At 46.3% G+C, this 26,937-nt stretch carries 29 protein-coding genes, 1 tRNA gene and 1 riboswitch; of the genes, 12 read left to right on the forward strand and 18 right to left on the reverse strand.

The features are described 5' to 3' along the window. Window positions 1-424: 424 nt before the first annotated feature. On the reverse strand, window positions 425-1,267 hold the full coding sequence (locus tag DT065_RS05445) for a polysaccharide deacetylase family protein (protein ID WP_227002736.1): 843 nt from the start codon (window positions 1,265-1,267) through the stop codon (window positions 425-427). Window positions 1,268-1,486: 219 nt separating this feature from the next. Between DT065_RS05445 and DT065_RS05450 the strand changes: the two genes are divergently transcribed. Further along, a complete protein-coding gene (locus DT065_RS05450) occupies window positions 1,487-1,870 on the forward strand; it encodes a hypothetical protein (RefSeq protein WP_114371565.1) in 384 nt (127 codons plus the stop codon). 47 nt (window positions 1,871-1,917) lie between these two features. Here DT065_RS05450 and lpdA read toward each other — a convergent pair whose 3' ends face one another. The 5 genes from lpdA to DT065_RS05475 all read right to left on the reverse strand — a co-directional run bounded on the left by lpdA (window position 1,918) and on the right by DT065_RS05475 (window position 7,728). After that, on the reverse strand, window positions 1,918-3,327 hold the full coding sequence (gene lpdA, locus DT065_RS05455; protein ID WP_114371566.1) for a dihydrolipoyl dehydrogenase: 1,410 nt from the start codon (window positions 3,325-3,327) through the stop codon (window positions 1,918-1,920). A 3-nt stretch (window positions 3,328-3,330) separates the two neighbouring features. Beyond that, complete coding sequence (locus DT065_RS05460) at window positions 3,331-4,644, reverse strand: dihydrolipoamide acetyltransferase family protein (protein WP_114371567.1); 1,314 nt, start codon at window positions 4,642-4,644, stop codon at window positions 3,331-3,333. A gap of 57 nt (window positions 4,645-4,701) precedes the next feature. After that, the gene (locus DT065_RS05465) at window positions 4,702-5,679 is read right to left on the reverse strand and encodes an alpha-ketoacid dehydrogenase subunit beta (protein ID WP_114371568.1); all 978 of its coding nucleotides are present in this window, start codon (window positions 5,677-5,679) and stop codon (window positions 4,702-4,704) included. Next, entirely contained in the window at window positions 5,679-6,725 is a 1,047-nt protein-coding gene (gene pdhA, locus DT065_RS05470) for a pyruvate dehydrogenase (acetyl-transferring) E1 component subunit alpha (protein WP_114376105.1), read from the reverse strand. The genes DT065_RS05465 and pdhA overlap by 1 nt, the downstream gene beginning before the upstream one ends. Window positions 6,726-7,083: 358 nt before the next feature. After that, the gene (locus DT065_RS05475; protein WP_114371569.1) at window positions 7,084-7,728 is read right to left on the reverse strand and encodes a YkyA family protein; all 645 of its coding nucleotides are present in this window, start codon (window positions 7,726-7,728) and stop codon (window positions 7,084-7,086) included. 198 nt (window positions 7,729-7,926) lie between these two features. Between DT065_RS05475 and DT065_RS05480 the strand changes: the two genes are divergently transcribed. Further along, a complete protein-coding gene (locus DT065_RS05480) occupies window positions 7,927-8,109 on the forward strand; it encodes a YjcZ family sporulation protein (protein WP_114371570.1) in 183 nt (60 codons plus the stop codon). A 318-nt stretch (window positions 8,110-8,427) separates the two neighbouring features. Further along, window positions 8,428-8,973 (forward strand): peptide deformylase, encoded by a 546-nt coding sequence (def, locus tag DT065_RS05485; protein ID WP_114371571.1) that lies wholly within the window; start codon window positions 8,428-8,430, stop codon window positions 8,971-8,973. Between the two features lie 117 nt (window positions 8,974-9,090). On the opposite strand, the gene DT065_RS05490 is transcribed toward def, so the two are convergent. Then, window positions 9,091-9,861, reverse strand: coding sequence for a Cof-type HAD-IIB family hydrolase (locus DT065_RS05490; protein ID WP_114371572.1), 771 nt, complete (start codon window positions 9,859-9,861; stop codon window positions 9,091-9,093). A 608-nt stretch (window positions 9,862-10,469) separates the two neighbouring features. Between DT065_RS05490 and rpoY the strand changes: the two genes are divergently transcribed. From rpoY to DT065_RS05510, 4 genes are all read left to right on the forward strand, one after another. Continuing rightward, window positions 10,470-10,679 (forward strand): DNA-directed RNA polymerase subunit epsilon, encoded by a 210-nt coding sequence (gene rpoY / locus DT065_RS05495; protein ID WP_114371573.1) that lies wholly within the window; start codon window positions 10,470-10,472, stop codon window positions 10,677-10,679. Further along, window positions 10,680-12,347, forward strand: coding sequence for a ribonuclease J1 (gene rnjA, locus DT065_RS05500; RefSeq protein ID WP_114371574.1), 1,668 nt, complete (start codon window positions 10,680-10,682; stop codon window positions 12,345-12,347). A gap of 256 nt (window positions 12,348-12,603) precedes the next feature. Further along, window positions 12,604-13,437: a mechanosensitive ion channel family protein gene (locus DT065_RS05505; RefSeq protein WP_227002737.1), complete on the forward strand. Its 834-nt coding sequence runs from the start codon at window positions 12,604-12,606 to the stop codon at window positions 13,435-13,437. A gap of 415 nt (window positions 13,438-13,852) precedes the next feature. Continuing rightward, window positions 13,853-14,758 (forward strand): nuclease-related domain-containing protein, encoded by a 906-nt coding sequence (locus DT065_RS05510; RefSeq protein WP_114371575.1) that lies wholly within the window; start codon window positions 13,853-13,855, stop codon window positions 14,756-14,758. A 121-nt stretch (window positions 14,759-14,879) separates the two neighbouring features. Here the strand turns inward: DT065_RS05510 and DT065_RS19500 are convergent, their stop codons facing one another. The 6 genes from DT065_RS19500 to DT065_RS05540 all read right to left on the reverse strand — a co-directional run bounded on the left by DT065_RS19500 (window position 14,880) and on the right by DT065_RS05540 (window position 19,823). Then, complete coding sequence (locus DT065_RS19500) at window positions 14,880-15,131, reverse strand: PI-PLC domain-containing protein (RefSeq protein ID WP_250645672.1); 252 nt, start codon at window positions 15,129-15,131, stop codon at window positions 14,880-14,882. 17 nt (window positions 15,132-15,148) lie between these two features. Then, entirely contained in the window at window positions 15,149-15,592 is a 444-nt protein-coding gene (locus tag DT065_RS19505) for a glycerophosphodiester phosphodiesterase family protein (RefSeq protein WP_114371577.1), read from the reverse strand. Beyond that, window positions 15,589-16,725: an N-acetyldiaminopimelate deacetylase gene (locus DT065_RS05525; protein ID WP_114371578.1), complete on the reverse strand. Its 1,137-nt coding sequence runs from the start codon at window positions 16,723-16,725 to the stop codon at window positions 15,589-15,591. Before DT065_RS05525 ends, DT065_RS19505 begins: the two co-directional genes overlap by 4 nt. Before the next feature lie 311 nt (window positions 16,726-17,036). Next, on the reverse strand, window positions 17,037-17,759 hold the full coding sequence (gene dapD / locus DT065_RS05530) for a 2,3,4,5-tetrahydropyridine-2,6-dicarboxylate N-acetyltransferase (protein ID WP_114371579.1): 723 nt from the start codon (window positions 17,757-17,759) through the stop codon (window positions 17,037-17,039). Between the two features lie 83 nt (window positions 17,760-17,842). Continuing rightward, the gene (locus tag DT065_RS05535) at window positions 17,843-18,940 is read right to left on the reverse strand and encodes a mechanosensitive ion channel family protein (RefSeq protein WP_160112421.1); all 1,098 of its coding nucleotides are present in this window, start codon (window positions 18,938-18,940) and stop codon (window positions 17,843-17,845) included. A gap of 118 nt (window positions 18,941-19,058) precedes the next feature. Next, window positions 19,059-19,823 (reverse strand): aminoglycoside adenylyltransferase domain-containing protein, encoded by a 765-nt coding sequence (locus DT065_RS05540; RefSeq protein ID WP_114371581.1) that lies wholly within the window; start codon window positions 19,821-19,823, stop codon window positions 19,059-19,061. Window positions 19,824-20,556: 733 nt separating this feature from the next. Between DT065_RS05540 and DT065_RS05550 the strand changes: the two genes are divergently transcribed. Both DT065_RS05550 and DT065_RS05555 read left to right on the forward strand, forming a co-directional pair. After that, window positions 20,557-21,330 carry a GAF domain-containing protein gene (locus tag DT065_RS05550; RefSeq protein WP_114371584.1) on the forward strand — a complete coding sequence of 258 codons (774 nt, stop codon included), beginning with the start codon at window positions 20,557-20,559 and terminating at the stop codon, window positions 21,328-21,330. A 23-nt stretch (window positions 21,331-21,353) separates the two neighbouring features. Next, window positions 21,354-21,533 carry a hypothetical protein gene (locus tag DT065_RS05555; protein ID WP_114371585.1) on the forward strand — a complete coding sequence of 60 codons (180 nt, stop codon included), beginning with the start codon at window positions 21,354-21,356 and terminating at the stop codon, window positions 21,531-21,533. Window positions 21,534-21,576: 43 nt separating this feature from the next. Here the strand turns inward: DT065_RS05555 and DT065_RS05560 are convergent, their stop codons facing one another. Together DT065_RS05560 and DT065_RS05565 are read right to left on the reverse strand one after the other, a co-directional pair. Then, entirely contained in the window at window positions 21,577-22,191 is a 615-nt protein-coding gene (locus DT065_RS05560; protein WP_114371586.1) for an ECF transporter S component, read from the reverse strand. Between the two features lie 157 nt (window positions 22,192-22,348). Beyond that, a riboswitch (FMN riboswitch) is annotated at window positions 22,349-22,486 on the reverse strand. A gap of 172 nt (window positions 22,487-22,658) precedes the next feature. Then, window positions 22,659-23,180: a cyclase family protein gene (locus DT065_RS05565; protein WP_114371587.1), complete on the reverse strand. Its 522-nt coding sequence runs from the start codon at window positions 23,178-23,180 to the stop codon at window positions 22,659-22,661. A 19-nt stretch (window positions 23,181-23,199) separates the two neighbouring features. On the opposite strand from DT065_RS05565, the gene DT065_RS05570 reads away from it, so the two are divergent. Further along, on the forward strand, window positions 23,200-23,649 hold the full coding sequence (locus DT065_RS05570) for a metal-sensitive transcriptional regulator (protein ID WP_418314634.1): 450 nt from the start codon (window positions 23,200-23,202) through the stop codon (window positions 23,647-23,649). Here the strand turns inward: DT065_RS05570 and copZ are convergent. Further along, a complete protein-coding gene (gene copZ / locus DT065_RS05575) occupies window positions 23,594-23,800 on the reverse strand; it encodes a copper chaperone CopZ (RefSeq protein ID WP_114371588.1) in 207 nt (68 codons plus the stop codon). The two genes, DT065_RS05570 and copZ, sit on opposite strands and share 56 nt — an antisense overlap. A gap of 61 nt (window positions 23,801-23,861) precedes the next feature. Further along, window positions 23,862-24,035 carry a DNA alkylation repair protein gene (locus tag DT065_RS05580; protein WP_114376109.1) on the reverse strand — a complete coding sequence of 58 codons (174 nt, stop codon included), beginning with the start codon at window positions 24,033-24,035 and terminating at the stop codon, window positions 23,862-23,864. 191 nt (window positions 24,036-24,226) lie between these two features. On the opposite strand from DT065_RS05580, the gene DT065_RS05585 reads away from it, so the two are divergent. Beyond that, window positions 24,227-24,302: transfer RNA gene (locus tag DT065_RS05585), tRNA-Val, on the forward strand. Window positions 24,303-24,484: 182 nt separating this feature from the next. Further along, window positions 24,485-26,149 carry a gamma-glutamyltransferase family protein gene (locus DT065_RS05590; RefSeq protein ID WP_114371589.1) on the forward strand — a complete coding sequence of 555 codons (1,665 nt, stop codon included), beginning with the start codon at window positions 24,485-24,487 and terminating at the stop codon, window positions 26,147-26,149. 172 nt (window positions 26,150-26,321) lie between these two features. Here DT065_RS05590 and DT065_RS05595 read toward each other — a convergent pair whose 3' ends face one another. Next, entirely contained in the window at window positions 26,322-26,879 is a 558-nt protein-coding gene (locus DT065_RS05595) for a PilZ domain-containing protein (RefSeq protein ID WP_114371590.1), read from the reverse strand. Between the last annotated feature and the right edge of the window lie 58 nt (window positions 26,880-26,937).

Genomic DNA, 26,937 nt, shown 5'->3' on the forward strand with positions numbered 1-26,937 from the left:
GGAAATTGTATAACACAATTGGAGGTTGGAAAAGGAGCGACCACCACAGGTGCCATGGGCGATTCATGACGCCCGTACACATCGGGTAATGCCCGCCCCGGGTACCATTGAGTCTTTTTTTACGAGCGGCCCAAAAACGTATGATGCATGATGCAGCTAGCGCCGTGTTTCAAAAATTCTTTCTCCCTTTGTTTGCCATACTCACAGTTCCTCTCGATGGTACGCATGTATCAGACAGACACTTGCATTGATTTCATCCATCATACAAGATTACCGATTTGAGAGGGACGATTTTCGTGTTCATCGTACCCCAAAAAGGTGGCATATCACTCTGCGAACGACCAGGGGAAAGCATTTCTGGAATAGAGTACTAGCGCCCTATTCTAACCGATTAAACCCGCGCGTCACCTGCGCGGGTTTTTTGTCACTCATTTTCCAGTTCTATTTCCGCCGGATCGATAAAGTCATACCCTTCTTCCTCGAGTCCTAAAATAATATTTTCCAGAGCCTCGTTCGTCCATTCCCGGTCATGCATAAGGATATTGGCTCCGTTTTGCAAGAGCTCTGTTTCCACCATAATTTCCGCCAGGGCATCGGGATCGGTATATTCTTCTTCCCAATCAAACCCGTAGGTCCAATTCATGCCCAGCATCCCTTCTTCTTCCACGACTTCCCAGCTGCGATCTGTATTCGCTCCGTGAGGCGCTCGGAAAAAATCCGGTCTTTCTCCGGTAATCCCTTCGATTTCATCACTCAAATCGACGATTTCTTCTTCCACCTCTTCCTCTGAGATGTCCTGCAAATTCGCATGGGTCATCGTATGGTTTCCGATTTCATGACCATGGTCAATAATTTCAAGCAGTTCTTCTTCCCCTTCTTCATCATTGATAAAGTGGTGGTTCACGAAAAATATTGCACTTACCCCTAGTTCTTCAAGCGTCTCGGCCATCTCTACGCCGTGGTCATCCGGCGCATCATCGATGGTAATAAGGACGGCTTTCTCTTCGGCATCGTCAATAGGCTCTAACGCCCAATTGTTTTCATTAAGGGTGTACGCCGGTTCAAGTTCTTCTTCTATAGGTTCATCAGCCTCCTCATTAGGCTCCGATGAAGCATCTTCTCTCTCTTCTTCCGTTTCGTTTTCTTCTTCGACAACCGTGTTCTCGTCCGCTTCCTCCTCCACGCTCACGTCTTCCTCCGTTTGCTGGCATGCCGCGAGCACTAGCGTTATAGCCACCCAATAGGGCATTGCTTTAGAGAAACGCACTCCAATTCCCCCCGCATATGTATTGAATATCCTCGTCTAATCTTGCATATTTCTACAAAAGTTGCAAACCATTTTCAAAGATCGATTGATTTTTTTATGTCATATTTGTCGTTATGTTATCTTTTCCATTACAGTTTCTTTACCTCCCCCTCTTGCTTTCATTTCCATGATATCATCGATTTAAAGATGATTACGTTTGAAAAAAGGTCGTGAGAGAATTTGATCGCTAAAAAAACGATTGCTATAGCCATCATCTTTGCAATTATTACGATTTCCACCTCTTGCAGCGATTCAGGCGAAATAAAAAAACTTGAAGCAGTCCCTTCCACCGAAGAACCCCAGGCAGTGTTATTCATTGATGAAAATCATCCTGCCATCGAACGCCGTTACTATGATGCATTGATTCATTTTCAACATACAAGTGACATAAAGACGGACGTTACCATTATTCGAGAGCAAGAGGACAAGTTTGATACCTATGAAGTGGAGGAATTGCCTTCGCTTATGCTAATGAACGAAGATGAATCCGTCACGGTTATCAGCGGGGAAGCATCTACGGAGCGACTAATCAAAATCTTACAGGATAATTTTAACGAACGTTAAAACACCGGCACTGCTTTCAGTACCGGTGTTTTTGGGTTTAGCTTTATTTACATGGAATGGATTGGCGTCCCTAGCGCTACGTCGGCTGCTTCCATCGTAATCTCTCCGAGCGTCGGGTGGGCATGAATGGTCATGGCCACATCTTCTGCCGTCATGCCGGCTTCAATGGCAAGTCCGACTTCAGCGATCATGTCGGAGGCATTGGGTCCGGCGATTTGGGCGCCGATGACTAAGTTGTCTTCTTCTCTTGTCACAAGTTTCATAAACCCATCGGTGTCATTAAGGGATAAGGCCCGTCCGTTAGCCTGGAATGGAAACTTCGATGCTTTTGCTTCATAACCGGCTTCCTTGGCTTCCTCTTCTGTGTAACCGACGGAGGCCAGTTCCGGCTCTGAGAAGGCAACAAGCGGAATGCCAAGGTAATCTATGGCAGATGCTTCACCGGAAATGACTTCAGCAGCAATCTTGCCTTCATAAGAAGCTTTGTGCGCAAGCGGCGGCCCATCGGTAATATCACCAATCGCGAATATGTTAGACACGCTCGTGCGCGCTTCTTTATCGGTTTGAACGAGGCCCTTATCGTCCATTTCAACGCCGATCTGCTCAAGGCCAAGCTCCTCGGTATTCGGTTTGCGTCCAACGCTTACGAGGACGTAGTCGGCATCGATTTTTTGTTCCTCGCCTTTCACATCGGCGGTCACCGTTACGCCGTCCTCTTTTTCTTCCACACCGTTCGCCATCGCTTGCGTGTAGAACGTGACCCCTTTATTTTTCAAACGGCGTTGAACGAGTTGTGACATTTGCTTCTCGAACCCGCCGAGGATACGTTTTTCGCCCTCGAGGACGGTTACTTCACTTCCGAAATTGGCGTAAGCGCCTGCCAATTCAATGCCGATATAACCGCCGCCGATGACGACGAGCTTGTCCGGGATAGCGTCCAATGCCAACGCGCCCGAGGAATCGATCACTCGATCGCTATATTTAAAATTGGGGAGCTCAACTGGCTGAGAACCTGTTGCAATGATGGCATTTTTAAACTTGTACGATTGCCCGCTGTTATTTTCACTGGACACTCTCACGGTGTCCTTGTCGGAGAAATAAGCTTCTCCCTGCACAACATTCACTTTGTTTCCTTTTAACAGGCTCTGGACACCGCCTGTTAATTTTTGGACCACACCGCTTTTCCATTCTTGCACTTTGGAAAAATCAACGGAGACATTTTCCGCTTTAATGCCAAGTTCGTCATTTCCTTGCGCCTTTTCGTAACTATGCCCGGCTTCAATCAAAGCTTTGGACGGGATACAACCGACGTTTAAGCAAACGCCTCCCAAATCCCCCTTTTCTACGAGGGTGACGGACTGCCCGGTTTGGGCGGCACGAATCGCCGCCACGTATCCCCCGGGACCGGACCCGATAATAATCGTGTCCACTTCTTCTGCTAAATCTCCAACTACCATGATTTACCCCTCCATCATTATTAATTCCGGATCGTTAAGCAAACGTTTCACATGATTTAACGCTTGCTGTGCAGTCACCCCATCGATCAGGCGGTGATCATAACTTAACGATAACGCAAGCATCGGACGAACGACAACTTCCCCGTCTCGAACGACCGCTTTTTCTTCGATACGGCCGATGCCGAGAATGGCGACTTCCGGGTGATTGATGACCGGTGTGAAAAACGATCCGTTTGCCGAGCCGACATTGGAGATCGTGCTTGTTCCGCCTTGCATTTCCGCGCTCGCTAATTTTCCGTCTTTTGCTTTTTGCGCAAGTTCATTAACCTCAGCGGCGATCATGAAAATCGATTTGCGATCTGCTTCCGGAACAACCGGAACCATCAGTCCACGATCGGTGTCTGCAGCAATACCGACGTTGAAGTTCTTTTTGTAGACAATTTCTTCGTTTTCATCATCAATGGAAGCGTTTAGCACCGGATATTCCCTTAGCGCGGAAGTGTAAGCTTTAACGACATACGGCAAGTACGTAAGCTTGATTTCTTTTTCGGCGGCCACCGGCTTAAACCGTTTCCGATTCGCGACGAGGGCACTCACTTCCACTTCGTCCATGTGCGTGACGTGAGGTGCAGTACGCTTGCTATGCACCATTGCGTTCGCGATCGTTTTGCGTATGCCTTTAAGCGGCACGCGTTCTTCGCAGACATCGGCAGCTGCTTTCGGGGCCGCTTCTTTTGCTTCCGCAGGTGTTTCTTCTTTTTCTTCCGTTTCAGCATCTCCACTCATAAAGGCATCGACATCTTCTTTTAAGATTCGTCCGTTTTTGCCCGTTCCTTGGACGTCGTTAATGGTGACGTTTTGTTCGCGAGCATATTTACGGACCGAAGGCATGGCAATGATCCGTTTGTTATCCCCTGCGTCTTCTTGCTTTTGCCCTTCTTCTTTTTTATCTTTTTCTTTTGTATCTTCTTTTTCAGCGGTTTTTTGTTGTTCATCGTCTTGCTCTATATCGTCTTTTTCTGCATCGTCCGAATCGCCTTCATCCGAGGAAAGTTCGTCTTCTTCCTCTTCAGATCCGCTACCGTCATCGATCGTAACGATAACATCTCCCACCGTCACGGTGGTGTTTTCTTCTACTTTAACGTCTAAAATCGTCCCGCCTACCGGAGAGGGGATTTCGACCACAGCTTTGTCGTTTTGCACTTCACAGAGAACGTCGTCTTCTTCAACTTTGTCCCCTTTTTTTACAAACCATGTGACGATTTCGCCTTCATGAATCCCCTCGCCAATATCCGGGAGCTCAAATTTATAAGCCACTCACAAGGACCTCCTTTTCCATGATCACTCGGCGTTTTTACATATTGGATCGCTTGATTAAAAATCAATGGTTGCTTTTGCTTTCTCAATAATGTCGTTGTGATCGGGCAGCCAAACATCTTCATCGGATGCAAACGGATAAACGGTGTCTGGAGCTGTAACCCGTGCCACCGGCGCTTCCAAATGCAAAATGGCACGTTCGCTGATTTCTGCGGAAATGCCAGCCGCAACCCCTGCTTGCCGTTGCGCTTCCTGAATAACGACCGCGCGATTCGTCTTTTTTACCGATTCAACGATCGTATCAAGGTCGACGGGGCTGACTGTCCGCAAGTCAATGACTTCCGCTTCAATATTTTCTTCGCTCAACTGATCAGCCGCTTTTAGCGCAGAATGAACCATAGCGCCGTAAGCCACGAACGTAATGTCATCGCCTTCCCGCTTGATATCGGCTTTGTCAAGGTCGATTGTGTACGCTTCTTCGGGAACCTCTCCTTTTAAGGAACGGTAAAGCTTCATATGTTCTAAATAAAAGACAGGATCATCCGAACGGATACTGGAGATAAGCAACCCTTTGGCATCATATGGGGTGGACGGGACCACCACTCGAATGCCCGGGGTTTGCGCCATCAACCCTTCCAGGCTGTCCGGGTGCAGCTCAGGCGTTTTCACGCCCCCGCCGAACGGCGCCCGCACCGTAATCGGACTGCTGTAATACCCGCCGGTCCGATAATGCATGCGTGACATCTGCCCGGCAAGGCCGTCCATCACTTCATACATAAAACCGATAAATTGAATTTCCATAATCGGCCGGAAACCGGTGACGCCAAGACCTATGGCGAGACCGCCAATGCCCGATTCAGCCAGTGGCGTATCAAAAACACGGTCTTCCCCGAATTCTTTTTGCAACCCTTCGGTTGCCCGGAATACCCCGCCGTAATAGCCTACATCTTCACCGAAAAGCAATACGTCTTCGTTATTTTTTAATTCCGTGCGCATGGCATCTGTTATTGCCTTTATCATTGTCATTTCTGCCATTATTCACTCGACTCCTTCGCACGATACTCCTCCAGTTGTTCCTGGAGATTGTTCGGTAGTTCATTCCCCATAATTTCAATTAACTCACTCACTTTTTGGCGAGGAGTTTCTTCCACTTCTTTCATCGCTGCTTTTACGTCCGCTTTTGCCTCGTCGACAATTTCATTTTCTTTCTCTTCCGACCAGAGGTCTTTGCTCTCTAAGTACTTGCGAAATCTCACAAGCGGATCTCGTTTTTCCCATTCGTCATCCTCTTCGGACGTCCGGTAACGAGTGGGGTCATCCCCGGAGAGCGAGTGGGGCCCGTAGCGGTAACAAAGTGTTTCAATCAAGGTAGGGCCATTCCCGTCAACGGCATTTTGCCTTGCTTTTTGCGTGGCCGCATAGACCGCGAGCGTGTCCATCCCGTCGACTTGAATGCCTTCAATTCCGGCAGCAACCGCTTTTTGCGCGATCGTTTCCGCTGCTGTCTGTTCATCGGCAGGCACGGAAATGGCATACTGGTTGTTTTGCACAACAAAGATCGCAGGGACATGAAACGCTCCCGCGAAGTTCAGCCCTTCGTAAAAATCACCTTGCGATGCTCCGCCATCCCCCGTATAGGTAATGACGGCTTGAGATTTCCCTTTCTTTTTCAGGCCTAGCGCAACACCGGCCGTTTGTACGATCTGGGCGCCGATGATGATTTGCGGGATAAGTGCATTAACTCCTTCCGGCATTTGCCCGCCTTTGTAATGGCCTTTGGAGAACAAATAGGATTGCCAAAGCGGATACCCGTGCCAAAGCAATTGCGGGATGTCGCGATAGCCGGGGGCAATCCAGTCCTCTTTATCAATGGCATAATGAGATCCAATCATGGAGGCTTCCTGGCCGGCCACAGGCGCGTAAAACCCTAGGCGCCCTTGGCGCCCCAACGAGACGGCACGTTGATCAAGAACTCTCGTATACACCATTCGGTACATAATCTCTTGCAACTGCTCATCGGATAAATCGGGCATTGCATCCTCGTTAACTACTTTTCCGTCTTCATCCAGAATTTGAAACATTTCAAACTTATCTTTAGCCACAATGGCTCACCTCTTCTTTCTTTCCTGTCGTGCTCACTAAAGTCCCAGTCGTTTTCCCTCTACAGATCCGATCCTTGCCTCAATGTCGATTTACAAATAAGTTACCCGAATTATCCTTTTTTCAATCTTACTTTGCATATCTTTTTCTGTTCCACTCTCATCCCGGCAATGACTAATACAATAATTCTAAAATGAGTGTACCTCACTCGTGTTTCATCCGTCAAACCATTGATTTAACTATTTTCATTCATAAATGAACCGCCCTGTCTGTTATACATCAACAGGGGGGAATCATGATATATTTGTATAACAGTTAAATTCTCCGGGTCCTCCCTTCTCACTCTTGCCCCAATCCCGCCAATCGATAAAATTCTTCTTTTCGATCGTTGAAGGTGGCAGTATGTTCGTTAAACGTTTCTTTATGATCATCAACGGTTTCATATGTATCGTTGATGGCATCAACATGGGCTTCCAAGTCTTCAAAAGCTAAATCCTCATCAACGAGCATTTCATAAAGTTCCCGGTCCAACCGCAGCCCTTCCGCATATGCCTCATAAAGATCCCCGTGCGCTTCATATCGCTGTCCCATAACACCGATCACTGCTTCTGCCTTTGCTCGGACTTCCTCCTCGTCCATCTCCCGGACATGAACGGCTCCCTCTTCAACTACTTGATTTGCTTCGGAAAGGCTTTTTCTTTCCGCATCCATGCGCGCTTCCCGTTCATCAACGTAGGCAATTGCTTCTTCAGCGAGAACCTCTATTTCTTCCATCTCCGATAAACCTAATTCAATCATTTCTTCAAATCGTTCTTTCTCCGCTTCTTCGGCAGCAACAATAGGCGCTTGTTGCTCCACAAACGTTTCTTCCACTTCCACCGCTTCTTCTAAATGCATTTGCAGGCTTTGCTCCGGTTCGCTACATGCTGTTAATGCCCAGAGCACCGAAGCCCCTAACACAATGACGTAAGCCTTTGTTCTCACAAAGCAACCCCCCTCGCATCAAATCAGCCTATTCGTTGTTATCGTATAGCAATTCGTCAGCGCTCGCAAAAAATGGGAGCCCGTATTCTTTATCCATAATTGGGTGTTTAACCAGACAATGTGTATTCATTTGCATAATGTGTAGAGTAAGCGCTCAATAAAAGCGCAGCGTGTAAATATTAAAGGAGGAGTTTCTCCATGTCATTTGGTTACGGCGGATTTGGCGGCGCCGGCGGATTCGGTGGATTCGGCCCTGGCGGTTACGGCGGATATTGCCATGGCGGCTACGGCGGCCATCGCGGCGGTGGATTCGCGCTTATCGTTGTCCTCTTCATCCTGCTTATCATCGTTGGTGCCGCGTACACACCCGTAAAAAAATAGCAACCCACAGGGGATTGGCACTCTGTTTCTCATGCAGAGTGCCGTTTCCATGCGTCCCAAGGGCTCTTGGACCTTTTTTTGAATCTACACTTCTGCTATAATATGGGTAAGATTAGTCTCCACTTATCGGTTGACATCAAGTCAGCGTAGTACTTTGTTCGCAGCTGCGGGAAGCCACGATGCAATTGGAACGATTAACCAAGATGCACTGGCTCATGTGTGATTGTACAGGTGTTGGAATGAACGGATGAATTCTTTTTGTCTCTACCTGTGCCTCGGCAAACATATATAACAGTCATCAAAAGGAGGCGCAACCATTTGATTACGATGAAAGACATTGTGCGTGAGGGAAATCCGGTGCTCCGGGAAGTCTCTCAATCTGTAGATCGTCCTCCTTCGAAAGAGGACCGTGAATTGTTGCAAAAGATGTTGGATTTTCTCATCAACAGCCAAGACCCCGAGATCGCTGAAAAATATGATCTTCGGCCGGGCAGCGGTATAGCAGCTCCCCAATTAGGGGTTCCGAAACGGATGTTCGCCATGCGTGTGGCCGACGATCGTGAACGTTTGTATAGCTATGGGTTCTTTAACCCTCGTATCATCAGCCATTCCCTAGAAGAAACCCATTTGGAAAATGGCGAGGGATGTCTCTCTGTTGATCGAGAGGTGGAAGGGATCGTCCCACGGTACGCGCGCTTGAAACTGCAAGCACGTACACTGGAGGACGAGGAAGTGGTGTTACGGTTCAGGGGATTGCCCGCCATCGTCGTCCAACATGAAATCGACCACTTAAACGGGGTCATGTTTTATGATCGCATTGAAGATTACAGAGGGCCTTATAAAAAAGCAGCACCCACCGTCTAAAAAGATGCGTTAGCGTCTTTTTAGAGATCAGAGGAAATCCGGGATTGGCAGAAGCCGGTGAAAAGAACCGATGTCTGCCAACCGAAAGGGGGCCAATTTCCCCTCCTTCTTCCGGCGTTACAGCACAAGCCCTAGCTTTTTCAGTCCATTGGCAATCCCGTCATCATCAACAGCCGTTGTCGTGAAATCCGCGGCTGCTTTTGCCTCTTTCAACCCATTCCCCATAGCTATCCCGGTGCCTACATGCTCAAGCATTTCTATATCATTAAGCGCGTCACCGAACGCGTATGTATCCTTCCTGTCTATGTGAAGCATATCCGCGACCTTTTGCACTCCTTTTGCTTTAGACCCGGCGTCCGGCAAGACATCCACCGATAATTCGTGCCAGCGTACAAAACTAAAATCCTGATACTGGTCATATGGAAAATCTTCGTGTTCCGCCGTAAACAGCAATGCCTGATAAATATCTCCCTGTAGCGGGTTAATGCTGATCGGAGGATACGGCATCTTGAGCTCCCCCAAACATTGGGCAATTCTTGGGTTATCTTTCACATCCGTCAACGCGCTTTTATGATCCATAAACACCATCATGTATTGCTTTTTCATCGCCTCTTCATGCAGATTTTCCAACGCCTGTCGTTGCAATGACCTAGCTAATACAACCTCTCCGTTAACCACCACATAAGAACCATTAAAGCTGACAAACGTGTCAATTTCCAGTTCTTTTCGCAATTGCTCGAACATGAACGGTGCTCTTCCCGTCGCGATTGCTACTTCATGGCCCCTTTCCTTTAACGCACGAATCGCTTTTTTTGCTGTAGCGGGTACCTTCTTGCTGTCATCATAAAGCGTTCCATCAATGTCAAAAAAGACCATTTTTTTCGTCATACAGTTTTCTCCTTCTCCTTTTTACTTCTGCCCTTATTATGTCTTAACTTTCGTATCTTGAAAAGCATAGGTCCATTTCCATAAATTTACTGACACATTTCTGGAGAAACCTACACAAAATAAAGCAAAGCCCTTTTTTATGAGTTGCACGTTACGCAGAAATAACGATTAGGAGGGATAAAAGAATGCTAAAAAAATGGAAAGAAAAGTTGCGCAAACGGTATCGCTCTTTACTTCCCAAGCATCGGTCCATTCGCACGTAACGGCCTGACACATGGAAATCCTTAACCATCGTTTGCTATCTTTACAAAAGTAAGCTATACTGGAAGAACTGGAATCACGGTCGGCTAGCATGCAAAGCCCTCTTCCCCATCATGAAACTCGGCCAAGCATATGCATGATGGTACGCAAGAATGTATGTTCAGATCGCTGATAAGGACGGAACGTAGATATCAATCGAGGTGAGCCCGGGCCTCCCACGGGGCCCTTTATGTGGCTGCCCGATTGCCAAGCACATGTCTATAAAATGCCTACACTCGTTACTCATCGCGTGAGAACGATGCTTTTCGTCTGCCTATAAAAAACGATTGTAGAAGGAGTGATGTTCCATGATTTTTAAAGTGTTGTACCAACCGAATTATGATGAGATGCCGGTTCGCGAAAAAACCGAGACACTATTCATTGAAGCAGAAACAGAACAAGATGTGCGAAAGAAACTTGCCGAGGATCATCTTAATATTGAATACGTCCAGCGATTATCCGACGCCCATCTTGAATATGAACAAAAAAGCGAAGATTTTAAGGTGGAGAAACGATAGATGAAACAGTTACAAAATGACCAAGTGGCCGTTTTCGCCCTTGGAGGGCTTGGCGAAATCGGGAAGAATACGTATGCTGTCGAATATAAAGATGAAATTATCATTATTGATGCAGGTATCATGTTTCCGGAAGATGAATTGCTCGGCATTGATTACGTGATCCCTGATTACACGTATCTATCTCGGAACGAGGATAAAATTAAAGGTCTTTTTATCACTCATGGCCATGAAGACCATATCGGTGGCATCCCTTATTTGTTACGGGAAGTGAACGTTCCTGTCTATGGCGGGAAATTGGCGATCGGCCTCTTGCGCGGGAAGCTGGAAGAGCATGGCTTATTACGCAGGACGACGCTGAATAATTTGGAAGAAGACGATGTGATTACGTTCAAACATACATCGGTGTCTTTTTTCAGAACAACCCACAGTATCCCGGATTCAATGGGCGTTGTCGTCCATACACCCGAAGGAAACATTGTGCATACCGGAGACTTTAAATTTGATTTTACCCCAGTTGGGGAGCCGGCAAATCTAACGAAAATGGCGAAAATCGGAGAAGAAGGCGTGCTATGCCTTTTGTCTGACAGCACGAACAGTGAAGTCCCCGAGTTTACGATGCCGGAAAGAAAAGTCGGCGAAAGCATCGACCATATTTTCAGGGAAGAGGAAGGCCGCATTATTTTTGCCACATTCGCATCCAACATTCATCGGCTGCAACAAGTCGTGGAATCTGCCGTGAAGTATAAGCGAAAAATAGCCGTCTTTGGTCGCAGCATGGAATCGGCGATTACGATCGGACAAGAACTAGGGTATATTCGCGCGCCGAAAGATACGTTCGTGGACAACAGCCAAATCAACCGTTTGCCCGACAATGAACTAACCATTCTTTGTACAGGCAGCCAAGGCGAACCGATGGCGGCGCTCTCAAGAATTGCCCACGGCACTCATCGACAAATTCAGATTATCCCAGGGGATACGGTCGTCTTTTCTAGCTCGCCGATTCCGGGGAACGCTTTAAGCGTCAATAAAATTATTAATCAACTGTTCCGCGCCGGGGCCAATGTCATCCATGGCCCTTTGAACGACATCCATACATCTGGGCACGGCGGCCAACAAGAGCAGAAATTAATGCTTCGCCTAATGAATCCAAAATACTTTTTCCCGATCCACGGCGAATACCGCATGCTCGTCAATCACAAAAGGCTTGGCGTCGATTGCGGCATGCCAGAAGAAAACATATTTTTAATGGAGATCGGAGAAGTTCTTGCCCTGCGAAGAAACGAAGCGAAAAAAGTTGGCAAGGTTCCGTCAGGAACCGTGTACGTCGACGGAAGCGGCATCGGGGACATTGGTAACATCGTCTTGCGTGACCGTCGCATCCTTTCGGAGGAAGGGCTCGTCGTCGTGGTCGTCAGTATCGACATGAAAAACTTTAAAGTGGCCGCGGGGCCGGACATCATTTCAAGAGGCTTCGTCTATATGCGAGAGTCCAGCCATCTTATCCATGATGCACAAAAAATATTGGAGAAGCACATTGCTGAATTAATGAAAAGAAAAACAAGCCAATGGTCCGAAATCAAAAATGAAATCATCGAGTTGCTCAACCCGTTTCTCTATGAAAAAACAAAACGCAAGCCAATGATTTTGCCGATTATCATGGAAGTGTAACCCTTTTGGCAAGTGCTCGGATCTATTAGGAGCACTTGCTTTTTTTCGTGATACATCTACAAAACAGCCCGACACGTTTCATGTATGACCATGAAGGGAAAGAGAACCGATATAACCACAACCGACCCAGGACCACTTTTCAATCCTTTCGTACCGATAGAGGTCTCCCTTCAACAGAATTTGACACTATGTTACACTTATGTGCGTGTGACTGATTAGCATCCAATCCCATTTTAGACAAGGAGTGATTGCAGTAGTGGACGATTTATTTACCAATCCATACGTCACCGCTACATTTACGATTGTTGGGCAGCTTTTGCTCGCTCTCGTCGGCTATTTCATCTTCCGGGCCATCGGAGGATCGCTGATTACCCGGACGTTTCAGCGGATGAAAGAAAGACGCAAAATGAACAACAACCGGGCACAAACCCTTGAAAAATTAGCCATGAACGTTTTTTCCTATACGTTATTATTCATTGTCATCGTGATCGTGATCGATATCTTCGGTCTTCCGATCGGACCGATCCTCGCGAGCGCCGGTGTCGTCGGTCTTGCTATCGGCTTCGGTGCACAAGGGCTTGTCAGCGACGTCGTTACCGGATTTTTCATCTTGTTGGAAAAACAGATTGACGTCGAGGATTATGTAACGATCTCTGAATTGGACGGCATTGTCGAAGAAGTCGGTTTGCGGACGACACGCATACGCGCGTGGGACGGTACGCTTCATTTCATCCCCAACCGTGAAATCACAAGCGTAAGCAACCATTCCCGCGGAAACATGGAAGCGATGGTGGATGTCGGCATTTCCTTTAATGAGAATATCAGTGAAACGATGAAAGTCTTGCAAGACGCCATGAATCGTTTGGCCGAAAAAGAAGACGGTATTCTTGAAGGCCCGGACGTGCTCGGTGTCGGCTCTATCGATGAATACGATGTGAAAATTCGAATTCTCGCCTACACAGGGAACTTGCAACAGTGGGGCATCCAACGGAAAATACTCCAGGCAAGCAAAGAAGCGCTTGACGAAGCCGGCATCGAAATCCCGGTTCCTCAACAAGTGTACTTCCATGAACAGAGCGAGCGTTCATGAAAAAAATAAAGCCAGGGCTCTCTGCCAGAGCCCCGGGCTTTATTTTTTTAGTGGATTTCTCTTCCATAGCTTCATTCGAACATCACCTCACGCCTGCAGGTTGATCGGCATCTGCGCGCGTATGTTTTTGTATTTTCTGCCGATGTCGTGCTTTCTTTGACTTCCATGGGCGCTTTTGCTCTCATTTTATGCCGATGTCGCCCTTCCTTCGGCATACTCGCTACTCTTTGCCCTCTTTCCATGCCGATGATACCCTTACTTCGACATCTTCATTGCTCTTTGCATCTTTTAAATGCCGATGCCACGCTTCCTCCGGCTTCCGCGTTCCTTTTTCTCTTATTTTATGGCGAAGATCCCTTGTATTCCTAGTTCATTTGTCTTATTATGATTGTAAAAGATTGTAAGGAGATGCGTCATGTTTTCAAAAGAACGATCTACGCCGACCGAATTAAGATATTTCAGATATTTGAGAGCAAGAATTAACTTCTCTGAAGACGAAAAACAATATTATTTAAACCTTGAGAAAGGATTTGAAGGGGAACTACAATTTGACCGTTGGCTAAAAAAGGCCCTCACTGCCGATTGTCTTATTTTAAACGATTTATTGCTTGATCATAACCGTAGCTTATTTCAAATTGATTCTCTATTAATGTTTCAAAACGTTATTTATCTTATCGATGTGAAAAACTTTGAAGGTAATTTTTATCTTGACAACCAACAATGGCATTATATTTCCGGAAAAGAATCAAAAAATCCCCTACTTCAAATGAAGCGTGCTGAATCTTTGTTTCGACAGTGGTTGCAAAAATATGGATTTACCTACACAATAAACGGCCGAATTGTTTTTGTCCATCCGGAATTTTATTTATACAATGCCTCTTCCCATCTTCCTTTGATCTTCCCCAACCAACTCCCGCGTTTCTCGAAACAATTAAATGATACGCCTTCAAAAACAAGCCAAAAGCATAAAAGGCTTGCTGAACTTCTAATTTCCAACCATATAAGCGAATCACCAAACGCCCGTATTCCCGACTATGATTATCTTCAATTAAAAAAAGGCGTCGTTTGTGCCAGATGTTATGGCTTTTTAACCTCCAAAGTAAGTCATTGGGTTTGCGACGCATGCGGTTACAAAGAAAAACACCAAGATGCCGTTTTAAGAGCCGTTAACGAATTTAAATTTCTTTTTCCGGACAAAAAATTAACAACCAAGGCGATCTATGATTGGTGCGCGCTTAAAGGTGACAAGAGAACAATCAGGTTCATTTTACTGAAACATTTCGATAGGATTGGTTATGGATCTTCATCTCACTTTGTCTAATTAGATGCCTTCGACATCTGCGCTCCGCTTTGCCCCCCTTTTCATGCCGCGGCGTGCAAGCCTTGACTCTCGATCAAGACCGATCACCGCTTTTCCATCGACCCATCCAAATAATGTCCGTCTATCGTAAATCCCGTGGAGAAGCGTCTGCGATCACTCCGCTCGCCCCAATCTCCTTCATTCGATTCGCAACAGCAGCTTTATTGACGACGTACGGATAGACCTGCAGTCCAGCGTACAGCCACTGTTTAATTTCTTTCATTTGTACAAGAGAATAATGAGGGTGTAGCGAGTGCACCGCAAATGGGGAAAACATTTGAAGGTACCCTGTCAGATTGACAACCTGTAGATTTAAGAGCAATCCGATTTTCACCGTTGCATTTTGTTGTTTTAATCGATATAAACAGCGATGATCGAACGACGAAACGTGGCTTGCTCCATACAGTTTTGACGGATAAACGCGTCACTTACCTTTTTTTCAATGCCTTCATAAAAAATAGGGATATTTTTTATTTCGATATTAATCAGGACCTCCGGTGGCACGAAGTGTAAGACTTCTTCCAGGAATGGGACCTCCTCGCCGCGATATGGTTCGCCAAACCAGCTGCCCGCGTCCAATCTCTTAAGCTCGGAGGCGGTCATGTCGCGGACAAGTCCTTTGCCATTCGTCGTCCGACTGACGTCGTCGTCATGCATGACGACCAGTTCCCCGTCTTTGGATACATGAACATCAAGCTCAATACCGGAAGCTCCTTTTTCAATCGCGCGTCTAAACGCGGCGAATGTGTTCTCCGGCGCTTCCCTGGAATACCCGCGGTGAGCTATCCAGTTCATTGTTTTTCCCCTTTCATTTCCTCTTCCAGATATTGAATAATGTGGTCCACGGCAATCGGGATCGCGCCTTCATCAGGGGTAAGCTTTGGGTCATGTAATCCCTTTTCGCTATCAACCCCCAGCCAAAACATAAAGCCCGGTATTTTTTCAAGGAAAAAACCAAAGTCCTCGCCGGTCATTGCCATGTCTGCTTCCCTAAAATTCACATCTTTGCTTTTCTCTGAAAAAGACATAAAAGACGTCACCTTGTCACTGTTCCATACCTGTTTATACTGCGCCCCCCATTCCACGTCCACGTCACAATCGAAGCTCGCCGCAATACCGGCGCATATGTTCCGGACATGTTCCTGCACAAGACCCATCGCCTCCTGAGACAACGTGCGGATGGTTCCTTCCGTATCGGCTTTTTCGGCAATGATGTTCTCTTTCGTTCCACTTTCAATTTTTCCTATCGTAATGACCGCGCTGTCCAACGGGTCAATCCTGCGCGCGACGACGGATTGGACTTGGGTAACAAGGTGACTCGCAGCCACAACCATGTCATTGGCCAAATGCGGATAAGCAGCATGGCCACCGCGCCCGCGAAGATGAACCATAAATTCGGCAGTGTTCGCGAATAACAACCCTTCTCTCGTCGTTACCGTGCCGACGGGTTCATTCGGAGCAATATGCAGGGCAAACATCCAATCCGGTTGATACGTTTTGAACGGCGCAGCATTCAGCATCGGTGCTGCCCCGCCCGGCCCTTCTTCCGCCGGCTGAAAAACAAACAGAAGATTATCTTTTGGCTGATTCTCCGCGTAGTGGGATAAGATTCCAAGAGCAATCGTCATGTGCAAATCATGCCCACACGCGTGCATTTTTCCTTCGTGAAGAGAGGAAAAAGGAAGACCGGTCTCTTCTTGAATGGGCAAGCCATCCATGTCTGTCCGATAGCCGATCGTTTGCGTTGCCGCATGGCCTTCAACGAATACGAGAAGCCCCGTCCGCCATGTCTCCACCTTGAGATGGTCGCCCGTCATCTCGCCGATCGTATCGAGCAAAAAACGCTGGGTTTTATATTCTTCAAAACCTAATTCAGGCTGTTGATGTAAATGGCGGCGAATGGCGGTCATCTCTTCTGTTGTGTACATATGTATCCCTCGATTTCTTTTATGAAAAGTACTACTCAGGGGCGGGAAAGTCCGTTCCATAGAGTGTACAGGTTCAGTCCTTCCAAAAGCAGTTCATGAAGCCCCTAATGCGTGTATTGGACTCCGGTTCGGGTGCCATAAGCGGTTTATGGCGACCTTAAGCACGCGTTTGACCCCGATTCGGGTGTCATCACCAGATTATGGTAGAACTTTCACATGTATTTGGCTCCGCTTATGGTTCAGAAAGATTTTTTGAACGTAGTCGTGTAGAAAAAGCTCCCTGCTCGTCCAACCAAGCAAGGAGCTTATCTCTATTCGTCTTTTAACTTGCGAAGTTCCGTTTTAATTTCCGTTTTTCCGCGGGTGCCTTCATCAATATCTTTGATGACACGTGCCGGTGTCCCGGCCACCACCTTGTTTTCGGGTACATCTTCCGTCACAACCGCTCCGGCTGCTACTACTGAGCCTTTGCCGATCGTTACCCCTTCTAGAACAACGACATTCGCGCCAAGGACGACGTCATCTTCGATGATCACCGGCGTGGCGGATGGCGGCTCAATTACACCTGCCAATACGGAACCGGCGCCGATGTGGCAGTTTTTGCCCACCGTTGCTCGTCCGCCGAGCACCGCGTTCATATCAATCATCGTGTTTTCTCCGACGACAGACCCAATGTTAATCATCGCGCCCATCATGATAACGGCGTTTTTGCCAATTTCCACGCGATCGCGGATAACCGCTCCCGGTTCGATACGCGCGGGGATTTCTTTCATATCGAGGAGGGGAACAGCCGAATTGCGACGGTCGTTTTCAACGACGTAGTCTTCCACTTTATCCTTATTTTGATTAATTACGTCCGTAATCGTGCTCCATTCGCCGAAAAGAACGGCAGCAGAATCCCCGGAGGGGAACACTTTCGTATCCGCACCGAAATCGAGCGCGGACACCTCCCCTTTTATATACACCTTCACAGGCGTGGATTTTTCGCTATCCGCGATAAATTGAACAATTTCGTTTCCATCCATCATTTCCATTTTGTTTTTCCTCCTTCTATTGCCTCACAACTTATACATTACCATAGAAGCTTGCTTGAAAAAAGCAATACCCCCGCAGGTCATCATTTGTCCGTATTTGCCTCAGACACTCGCCGTTCTTCTTCACGCTGCATATAGAGATCCCGACCCGGCAAAGCAATTTCAACGTTTTCCTCATGAAGAACTTCCAATATACGGAAGTTATATTTTTCCTTTATCGCCAACCATTTGGCCCAAGATGTTTCGTATGTGAAATAGTAAAACATCAACGCCAGTCCCGACTCTTCGAATTCCCTAAAGTAAATGTCTATTTCATCCGGATGGATTTCCGGAGCTTGTTTTATCTCTTGCCTTACGCGTTCGCTCACGGATCGTAACTTTTCAACCGGTGTGTCATATTTGACATTGACATAAAAGAAGATCTGCCTTTTTCTCATTTCCGACCAATTCGTAATCGCCTCGTGCGCGATGGTGGAGTTTGGGACCGTCACCAGGCTTTCTTCGAAGGTGCGCACTTTTGTGCTTCGAAAATGGATATCTTCGACGATGCCTTCCACTGTAGGCGTTTGAATCCAGTCGTCCTTTTTAAAGGGCTGTTCCGTAACGAGGATAACACCGCCAAAAAAATTCGCGATCGTATCCTGCGCCGCCAACGCGAAGGCAAGTCCTCCAAGCCCAAGACCGGCGATAAACCCATTAATATCATAGTTCCATTCCATCGCGATGACCGTAAACATGAGCACGAGGATAAGACCGCGCAGAATTCTGGAGATAAACGGAATCAACATGCTGTCTTGATCGCCGTCAATTTTTCGTCCCAACCGGGTGAACAAATCCGAAGATGTTCCCGAGAAATTGAAAAATCCCCAGCCGAAAAATATAATGATGAATGTGCGCAACAGCCGATTCACAACGACCATAATATCGGGTCGCGGGTCTAAATATAAAACAGCGAAGTAAACGCCGAGCACCACGATAAGCATGCGCATCGGTTTTTCAAACGCAAAGAGCAGATTCCCCAAGAATGGGCTTTTCCCATGTTTGGAGACCATTTTTATGATCGCAAAAATAAAACGGGTAAATAACTTTCGCAACACCAAAAAAATCAATACGATAAAAGCCGCGATTACATAATGCAACCATGGCCAAGCTTCCAACCATGCATGATACCAATCAAACACTGTCATATCCTCCTGCCCAGTCTCTCTGATTTCCTTATTTAAATGTTAACATCCTAACCCTTTCTCGGCTATTCCTGTAATGAAAAGAAAACCCCGTGTCGATGATGGACACAGGGTGTTAGATTGCCGATGGAACCTTAACCGGAGTTTTGCTGATCACAAAATGAATCAACGAGCGAATGGCTTCGTTATTCAATAGATCATGCGCCAGCCCCTGGCGAACAAGCAAGGCATGGCGAATCAGGTTGGAGTCAGGGAGCTGTTGCAATGCCCATTTCATCCCTCTTGTTTTCGATGTCAGAATTCCTGTTTCTTTAAAACACCACGTTCGGCACGCGTTCATCACTGCTTCATGTCCATACGGATCATAAAACGGATGAAAAATTTGCTGTTCATGTTGACGCAACGAACCTTTCATCGCTTCTTGCAGCCAAGGTTTCGGAACATTACCGAAAACTTTCTCTTTGGGACGCCCTGCCAATGTTTTACCGGATTGTAAAATCATCGCGAAGTCCATCAATAATCCTTCGTCCATGCCTTCTTCCGACACTTTATCTTCAAAGTTTCCACCGGTTAACAAGGCGAATTCATAAGAAAGCAACGAGTGTGGGCGTGCAGCCTCTTCTTCGAGAACAGCGTAAAATTCCAAACCTGCCCCCGGAGACGGCAAAACATCATGTGTCAACGCTCGTGTGAGCGCCTCCTTATCCGATGCCTTCAAAGGCCGCTTTACAATACAAAAGACATCAAGATCACTTACATCTTTGTCGTAGTCCTCCACTACCGCCGAACCACTCAAATAAAGCCCGGCCATACGATCTCCCAATACAGCATTCACAGTTTCCGACAGTTGATGCAAATAGTCATCCGCTTGATCATCCATGAAAAAGCGCTTCCCCCATCCATTGTTCGTTATTTCATACACGTATGCTTTTTTGTGAACATGTTTACATATAGTATTTTAAAATATGTATCCTTAGGATATCCGATTTTCACGAACAATGCAATGATTTTTCAGTCATTTTATAAGAAAGCAGGCAACGATGGCCATTGCCTGCTTCCTGCGATCCGTTAGGGAGGGTATCCACACATGTCCGTAGAATCAAGACGCATGTTGAAACCACGCGGCATTGTTCCATGCGCGCAAAACTAATGGACTAGCAGCGGTCAGAATCGAAATAGACGTCCACCTTGACATCATCAAGCACATAGTCAGGCTTTGACAGGTTTACAGTGATACTCATGTTTCCCATGGCGGTGTCGACATTTAGGGCAGCCGCAGCCATGTTTATTTCGTTCTTTGCGATCGTCTTCCTCAGCTCCCACTACCCGACATTTACACTCAATATGGTCCACGTCTGCAGCTTCCTCTTCTTTCTTCTTTCCGTGGTGATGACCAAATCCCCACATACTATCCCATACAGAATAACCCATGTTGCTATCCCCTTTCCTCTTGGTTATTGCCGTACAGTACATCATATGTAAAAAAAGTACATGCTTGTAATCATCAAACCTATAAAATACTAAAAATCATTATACGTCTATCAATCGGTGCCCAAAGCGACGTCGTTCATATTTTCCAAGCCTCATGCTTACATATTAGAGAGGTGATCGTCGTGTTTAAAGCGGTTGAAATTTTTTTCAATCAGCAACCGGAATGGGTTTATTTTATCACCGGTCTCATCATCGTCTTGGGACTCATCACGACCTTTATTCTCATTGGGCGGGCGGCGATGAAATATACGGAAAAAATCGATAAAGAACTCGGTTTTCAAAAAATCCAGCAGGAGCTCCATGACACAAAGTACCAAGCCGGCCTGCACAAAGATCTTGCACTTCAGACAATCCACGCGCTCCGAAATGCCGAACGCTTCCTCGAGCAATTGCAGCAAGCGCGCCGCTTTTCCGTTCAAGCCGAAGAAAATCTACAAACCTATGAAAACTTGATCATTCGTATCGTGCATGCCCTCAGCTCAGATATCAAATTTCAGCCGGGGGAACAACATCGATCTTCCGTTTGGATCGAAGAATTGGGGCAGCTCGTTTATTTTACCGGAAGCAATGCCTTTGATGACCGGGACGGGAATCAGATCCTCTCCATGAATGAAACGATCGCCGGCCGTTGTTTTCGCAAAAAAGAAATTCAACTCGTGCCCGATGTAAGCGACGATGTAGATGGCATGCCTCAAAATCATAACGGCTACGGGGCTATTCTTTGCATCCCTCTTTCAGAATGGGGCGTTCTAACGATCGATGCCCACCGCGCATTTCAGGAAGAAGTGTTGTATATTTGCCGCCTTTATGCGCGTGTGATTGATCTTGCATTCTTTGAATATAGTCAAATGATTGATGATGGTTATATCGCTCAACAATTCAATGAACGTGAATAAATTATGGGTAGGGAGGGTTTGCAATGAGCGGAAAAGATATATTGCGCAAAGCAGCAGCCAAATCGGCGAAAAGACGGGGAATTCTTTCCGATCATAATTACCGGCAATGGCTCAAAGAAAATGCAAACGTACAAACACTCTCCGGCGAAAAAAGCGCGTATTCCACAAATCGCGCGAAAAAAGCGCTTTTAAAACGCGTATGAAACCATTAAAAAAAGCACTCCGAGGAGTGCTTTTTATTTATGGTTAATTTTGTTTCAAGTTATAAGTGCTGGCCGGAGCTTTTCGCTGCAAGTTTTCACCATAGGATTTTTTCTCGAGCATTGGGGCTAATTTCAAAAAAAGCGGGACGAATGCAATCGAAATCGCCAAGCCTTTCACAATGTTAAACGGCAAAATCCCGGCGAACACGGTCGTCATCATCACTTGACTACTCATTTCCCAACCGATCAACCAGGAATACGCTGGCAAAAACACAAGATAGTTCAGCACGGTGAGGCCGATCGTCATCGATACAATCGCAACCCCCAGACCGACAATTAACCCTTTCACACTTCTAAAATGGCGATAGATATAGGCGACCGGCAATACAAATAAGAGACTGGCCACAAAGTTGGAGATCATGCCAACCGGATCCCCTGCCCCCATGAAAAGCGTATACAGCAATATTTTTATGCCTGCAACGGCGATTCCGGCAACCGGTGAAAATAACAATGCCGCGAACAACACGGGCAATTCACTGAAATCAATGCTTAAAAACGATAAAAACATCGGCATCGGTATACTCACAAACATAAGCGCTGCTGCCATTGAACCGAGCACCGCGTACATCACTAAACGAAACGTCTTGGATTCTTTCATTGCTTGCGTCCTCCCGTTCTTCGGCTTTCTAAAGAACGAAGACGCAGAGTTTCCCCGCCTGCATGATTGCATTAATAAAGCCCCTAAGTTTTTCCTAACTTAGGGGCTTTTTTACATAACGGAAAGCACACGGTCACACCGGACCATGGACATGCTCTGCAATCTTCTCCCATCCAGACTGTACTGTCGGTTCCGGCATCGCACCGGCATCCACCGCAAACGCGGGTCACGGACTTATCGCCATAAAAGACGCATCACCGTCGGTCGGGAATTTCACCCTGCCCCGAAGATTTATTGATGTTGTATTTTGTTACCGTTATCGTATCACTAGCGTTTCACGAATGCAAGCGAAATGTTTCATAGTATGATAGAACGACATGAAATACTGATTCCACTCGTTTTCCTCTCGGGGCTATCGTCTGACAGCGAAAATGGTTTCCACGATATCCCCTAACGCCCTCACGTACCTATTCCCCAACAACAGCAATCGCTCGCACCGGAGATCCATCCCCATTTTTAATTTTCAAAGGCAAACCGAAGAAGGTAAACGCTTCTCCGATCGGGAGCATCTCTAATTTTTCCAGATCCGTATAGGTAACAATCTGATTTTTTAACAATAGGCTTTCCAACTCTTCACTCAGAGCCCCACCTACAAATGGCGGGGAAGCAGCCAGTATTTTTTCCAATACGTCTTCCCTTACCTCTGTTGCAAAAAACAGTCCAATCCGATTGGGCAATTCCATCGTTGGCGTCACGCGCATCGCCTTTCCGCAAAATTGCGTTAACGGGATGTCACCCAACGACGCCATCCCTTCGTGCATGTGGGAAAAGGCGTCCACGTGCGTGCCGGTGTGCGAACCCATCCGCAACGATCGAACTTCATAGCCGTTTTCCTTCACCGTTGTTGCCATCCCAATATTCACCGCCGGGTCACCCGGATAGACCGGCATTCCATCGGAGACGGTCTTTGTTAAATCAATGATTTCCACGAAAACACCCCCTACGTAGATGGACGGATCCCTTAATGATATACCAAAAGAAAAGGCAACTAGTCATGGAGAAAGGGAACCGGCCATCTCTACTCAGCATGAAAAAACCAGTACATCCCCAAAAGAAAGCATTCAAAACCGCTTGCGCCGTATTGAAGGGCAAAGCCGAGGGCTGCAACAAATAGTGGAAAACGATCGTTCCTGTGTCGATGTCCTCGTTCAAATCACCGCTGTTCAATCGGCATTAAAAAAATTGGGGATACGTCACTGGAGCATCACACAAAAACGTGTGTCCTTAGTGACATTCAAAACGGAAAAGAAGAAGAAAGCATCGATGAACTTCTCAAAGTCATCCAACAATACGCTAAATAAGCTGCCGTCTGCCGGCAGCTTATTTTTGCTATTCATGGTGCTTACCCAACATCATACCCTTGATCTTCAATGGTATCGACAATGTCCTCATGCGTAACATTGCTTTTGTCATAACTGACCTCCACGGTCCCATAATCAAGATCTACGTTTACGTCAGAGACGCCTTTCATTTCACCGACGTTCCCTTCAACAGCTGATACACAATGTCCGCATGACATGCCTTTCACATTCAGTGTTGCCTGTTCCATGCGTTTACCTCCCCCCGTGTCTATCCTCATTATAATACCCCGGGAAGGTATATTGCAACGATTAAAAACGCATAAACAAACGTTCATCTTCATTTAACCCGCACGCTCCACACTGAATCCGATAACTCGGCCCGCTATAAGGAACGTGAAACGGATCAAGCCGATCCTGCTCAAACTCCTGAACCACTTCCCCGCTTTGCGGGTTCAGCTTTACTGCTTTGGGGACTTGTTCCATAATGTGAAATCGTGACCGATTCGTCTGGCATCGTGGGCAAACATACGTGTTCGTCACGAACCATCCCTCCTATTTTTTCTATAGGTTTGCCACCATCGTATTTTTTATCCTCGATGCACGATTCATTTCGCCAAAACCATTGACAACCCATACAAATTGCGTTATGATTTTTCTTGGTTATCAAACATAACGTTCCGTTAGCTCAGTTGGGAGAGCGCTACCTTGACAGGGTAGAGGTCGCTGGTTCGAGCCCAGCACGGGACACCATTTCAAACGCTTCTCCTGCAAGGGATTGGGCGTTTTTATTTTTTATAATAGCCCTTGTCAAGGAATGCTGGTTGTTCCAGCGCGTGCATGGCCTCATCGTTATTTTTTATAATTTTAATTCGAATATACGTAATTGGAAAGGGGTTAGGAATGATTCATATGAATAGGGAGGTGGACGCCACATGTCTCGGAATATGATGGTTGTCATGAGCCTTATATCCGTTTGCCTTATTGCTTTTATGCTTATCATCGTACAAGATAATGGAAATGAAGAATCACCGGATACTACCGATTCTGTAGAGGATGAAGATGGAAGTTCTCCGGATACCACCAACGATTTGGAAGAGGTGAACGGAGAACCAAACGAAAATGCCGACGTGAGCGCATCTCACGAGCTTGCCGAAGAGGCAGGGAACGAGGTTTTAGCTGAAGGCGGAAATGCGGTCGATGCTGCCATTGCAACTTCCTTGACGCTTACAGTTGTAGAACCTTATGGGTCTGGGATTGGCGGCGGAGGTGCGATGCTCGTTATGCCGAATGCTAATGAAGTACCGGATGCTTATGATTATCGGGAAACGGCTCCATCAGGTACATCGGCTGATAACCCTGCTCAAAACGATGCAGGTGTTCCCGGATTTTTAAAGGGTATGAAGAAAGTGCATGACGAGCACGGAAGTATGGATATGGAGCGGTTATTGGCCCCTGCCATCGAATACGCGGAAGATGGTTTTGAAGTTGATTGGATGTTAGAAGACCGCTTCAATCAAGCGACCCATCGGATGGGTGAAGATGCAAAAGAAATGTTCCAAGTAAATGGAGTACCTATCCAGGAGGGGAACACCTTAACGCAACCTGAATTGGCTGAAACGTTAACCCATTTACAGGAAGAAGGATTCGAGGATTTTTATTCAGGTGAACTTTCATCCGAAATCACAGGGAATCGTGTCAGTTGGACGGAAGAAGATCTATCGTCTTATGAGGTATTAACGGATGACCCTGCTTCGGGTGAATTTGGTGGCTATCAGGTTTATTCGGCACCACCGCCGTCATCGGGGGTCACACTTATTCAATTGCTTCAAATAGCAGAGCAGTTAAACGTGACGGAATATGAACCTGATTCGGCTGAATTTGTCGGTACGTTTACGGAAATATGGGAAATCGTACGTTCTGAACGCTACTTGAATATTGGTGATCCGTCTTTTAATGATATTCAAACCAGCGATTTGACGAGTTTAGAACATACTGATTCTTTAGCGGATGAGGTTGGCAACGAAATTGCTCTACGTGGTTCGGATGATGAAAAAAGCAGCACAACACAGATTAATGTGGTTGATGAAAATGGGATGATGGTATCAGCCACTAATTCTTTGAGTAACTTCTTTGGGTCTGGCGTTATGAATGATGCCGGATTCTTAATGAACAATCAAATGAGCAATTTTGCATTCGAAGATGAAGAGAACCCTAATTATTATGAAGAGGGAAAGCGCGCGAGAAGCTATATTGCACCTACGATTCTCGTTAGCGATAATGAAGGTATATTGGCCGGAAGTCCTGGCGGAGCGCGTATTCCACAAGTATTGGGGCAAGTGTTCATCAATGCTGATAGAGACGGTGGAGACATTGAAGAAGCGTTTGCTCGTCCCCGTTTTGCCCATCACCTGGAGGATGGCGAAGGAGAAATCCGTTTGGAATCCGAGTGGCCTGAAGATTCGATCGGTGATATTGAACAATTAGAGTATGATGTGGACAGCGATTATTATTCGAATGTATTTTTTGGCGACGTTATACAATTGACGGTAGACCTCGAAACCGGGGAAGTCTCCTCTACCGAAGATCCCAGACGATAGGGAACCACATGTTTTTGTGGTTCCTTTTTTTAGTTACCGTCGCCCCACACACTGTCGTCGGTTACATGGATCACTCGATTTCTTCCATTATGTTTTCCTTCATATAAAGCATGAATAGTGCTTTAAGTAACGTTCCCACATTCCTTTGAGATCTTTCTCTCAGCCTTCACTGCTACTTAACCTTCTCGGTTGCCTGCGCGTTTGGAACCCCGATATGTTGACGGTAGTGATTTATTTTATTCAATGCCTTAAACAATGCATTTTGATTTTGGGGGTCCTTCGTAAATTGTATACCATAAGTCATTTGTTGATGAGCGCTATAAATTTCTTGACGAACCACGTTGCCAACCAGCGTTACATTTTCTCCTTCCAAGTTACATTTAATTTTTACTTTCACGCCTTGGCGAATAGGAATAGCTTTGTCAGACGTTAATTTCATCCCGCTAAAGCTAATATCTTTCATTTCCCCATCTTTCCATTCAAGATGCTCTGATGCTTGGTTAGCAACTTCAATGATCGAATACTCACATTTTTTTACAGAGAAATCAACTCTGAAAGCATTTCTTTTGCTTATTTCTTTTTCCGTGCCAGTTATTTTTTTTGACAGTTCAGCTATTGTTTTTTCTTTCTTTTTTAATTCGTTCCATAACACTGTCGACAAAATGAGGAAAACAATCATGAGAATAATACAAGTTGTTAAAAAAAAGATCACTTCATCGCTTGCTGGCATGATATAAACCTCTCGCTTTCATTTAATATCAGCAGTATAAGAAGAGGGGAATAAGAAT

Source organism: Salicibibacter kimchii (assembly GCF_003336365.1).
GTDB classification, from domain to species: domain Bacteria; phylum Bacillota; class Bacilli; order Bacillales; family Marinococcaceae; genus Salicibibacter; species Salicibibacter kimchii.

What these genes read in the sequence shown, in the direction of transcription:
- lpdA (WP_114371566.1), bottom strand. Translation starts at nt 3,327, where the DNA reads ATGGTAGTTGGAGATTTAGCAGAAGAAGTGGACACGATTATTATCGGG.
- DT065_RS05465 (WP_114371568.1), bottom strand. Translation starts at nt 5,679, where the DNA reads ATGGCAGAAATGACAATGATAAAGGCAATAACAGATGCCATGCGCACG.
- pdhA (WP_114376105.1), bottom strand. Translation starts at nt 6,725, where the DNA reads ATGTTTCAAATTCTGGATGAAGACGGAAAAGTAGTTAACGAGGATGCA.
- DT065_RS05480 (WP_114371570.1), top strand. Translation starts at nt 7,927, where the DNA reads ATGTCATTTGGTTACGGCGGATTTGGCGGCGCCGGCGGATTCGGTGGA.
- DT065_RS05490 (WP_114371572.1), bottom strand. Translation starts at nt 9,861, where the DNA reads ATGACGAAAAAAATGGTCTTTTTTGACATTGATGGAACGCTTTATGAT.
- rpoY (WP_114371573.1), top strand. Translation starts at nt 10,470, where the DNA reads ATGATTTTTAAAGTGTTGTACCAACCGAATTATGATGAGATGCCGGTT.
- rnjA (WP_114371574.1), top strand. Translation starts at nt 10,680, where the DNA reads ATGAAACAGTTACAAAATGACCAAGTGGCCGTTTTCGCCCTTGGAGGG.
- DT065_RS05510 (WP_114371575.1), top strand. Translation starts at nt 13,853, where the DNA reads ATGTTTTCAAAAGAACGATCTACGCCGACCGAATTAAGATATTTCAGA.
- DT065_RS19505 (WP_114371577.1), bottom strand. Translation starts at nt 15,592, where the DNA reads ATGAACTGGATAGCTCACCGCGGGTATTCCAGGGAAGCGCCGGAGAAC.
- DT065_RS05525 (WP_114371578.1), bottom strand. Translation starts at nt 16,725, where the DNA reads ATGTACACAACAGAAGAGATGACCGCCATTCGCCGCCATTTACATCAA.
- dapD (WP_114371579.1), bottom strand. Translation starts at nt 17,759, where the DNA reads ATGGAAATGATGGATGGAAACGAAATTGTTCAATTTATCGCGGATAGC.
- DT065_RS05540 (WP_114371581.1), bottom strand. Translation starts at nt 19,823, where the DNA reads ATGGATGATCAAGCGGATGACTATTTGCATCAACTGTCGGAAACTGTG.
- DT065_RS05555 (WP_114371585.1), top strand. Translation starts at nt 21,354, where the DNA reads ATGAGCGGAAAAGATATATTGCGCAAAGCAGCAGCCAAATCGGCGAAA.
- DT065_RS05560 (WP_114371586.1), bottom strand. Translation starts at nt 22,191, where the DNA reads ATGAAAGAATCCAAGACGTTTCGTTTAGTGATGTACGCGGTGCTCGGT.
- DT065_RS05570 (WP_418314634.1), top strand. Translation starts at nt 23,200, where the DNA reads ATGGACGGATCCCTTAATGATATACCAAAAGAAAAGGCAACTAGTCAT.
- copZ (WP_114371588.1), bottom strand. Translation starts at nt 23,800, where the DNA reads ATGGAACAGGCAACACTGAATGTGAAAGGCATGTCATGCGGACATTGT.
- DT065_RS05580 (WP_114376109.1), bottom strand. Translation starts at nt 24,035, where the DNA reads ATGGAACAAGTCCCCAAAGCAGTAAAGCTGAACCCGCAAAGCGGGGAA.
- DT065_RS05590 (WP_114371589.1), top strand. Translation starts at nt 24,485, where the DNA reads ATGTCTCGGAATATGATGGTTGTCATGAGCCTTATATCCGTTTGCCTT.
- DT065_RS05595 (WP_114371590.1), bottom strand. Translation starts at nt 26,879, where the DNA reads ATGCCAGCAAGCGATGAAGTGATCTTTTTTTTAACAACTTGTATTATT.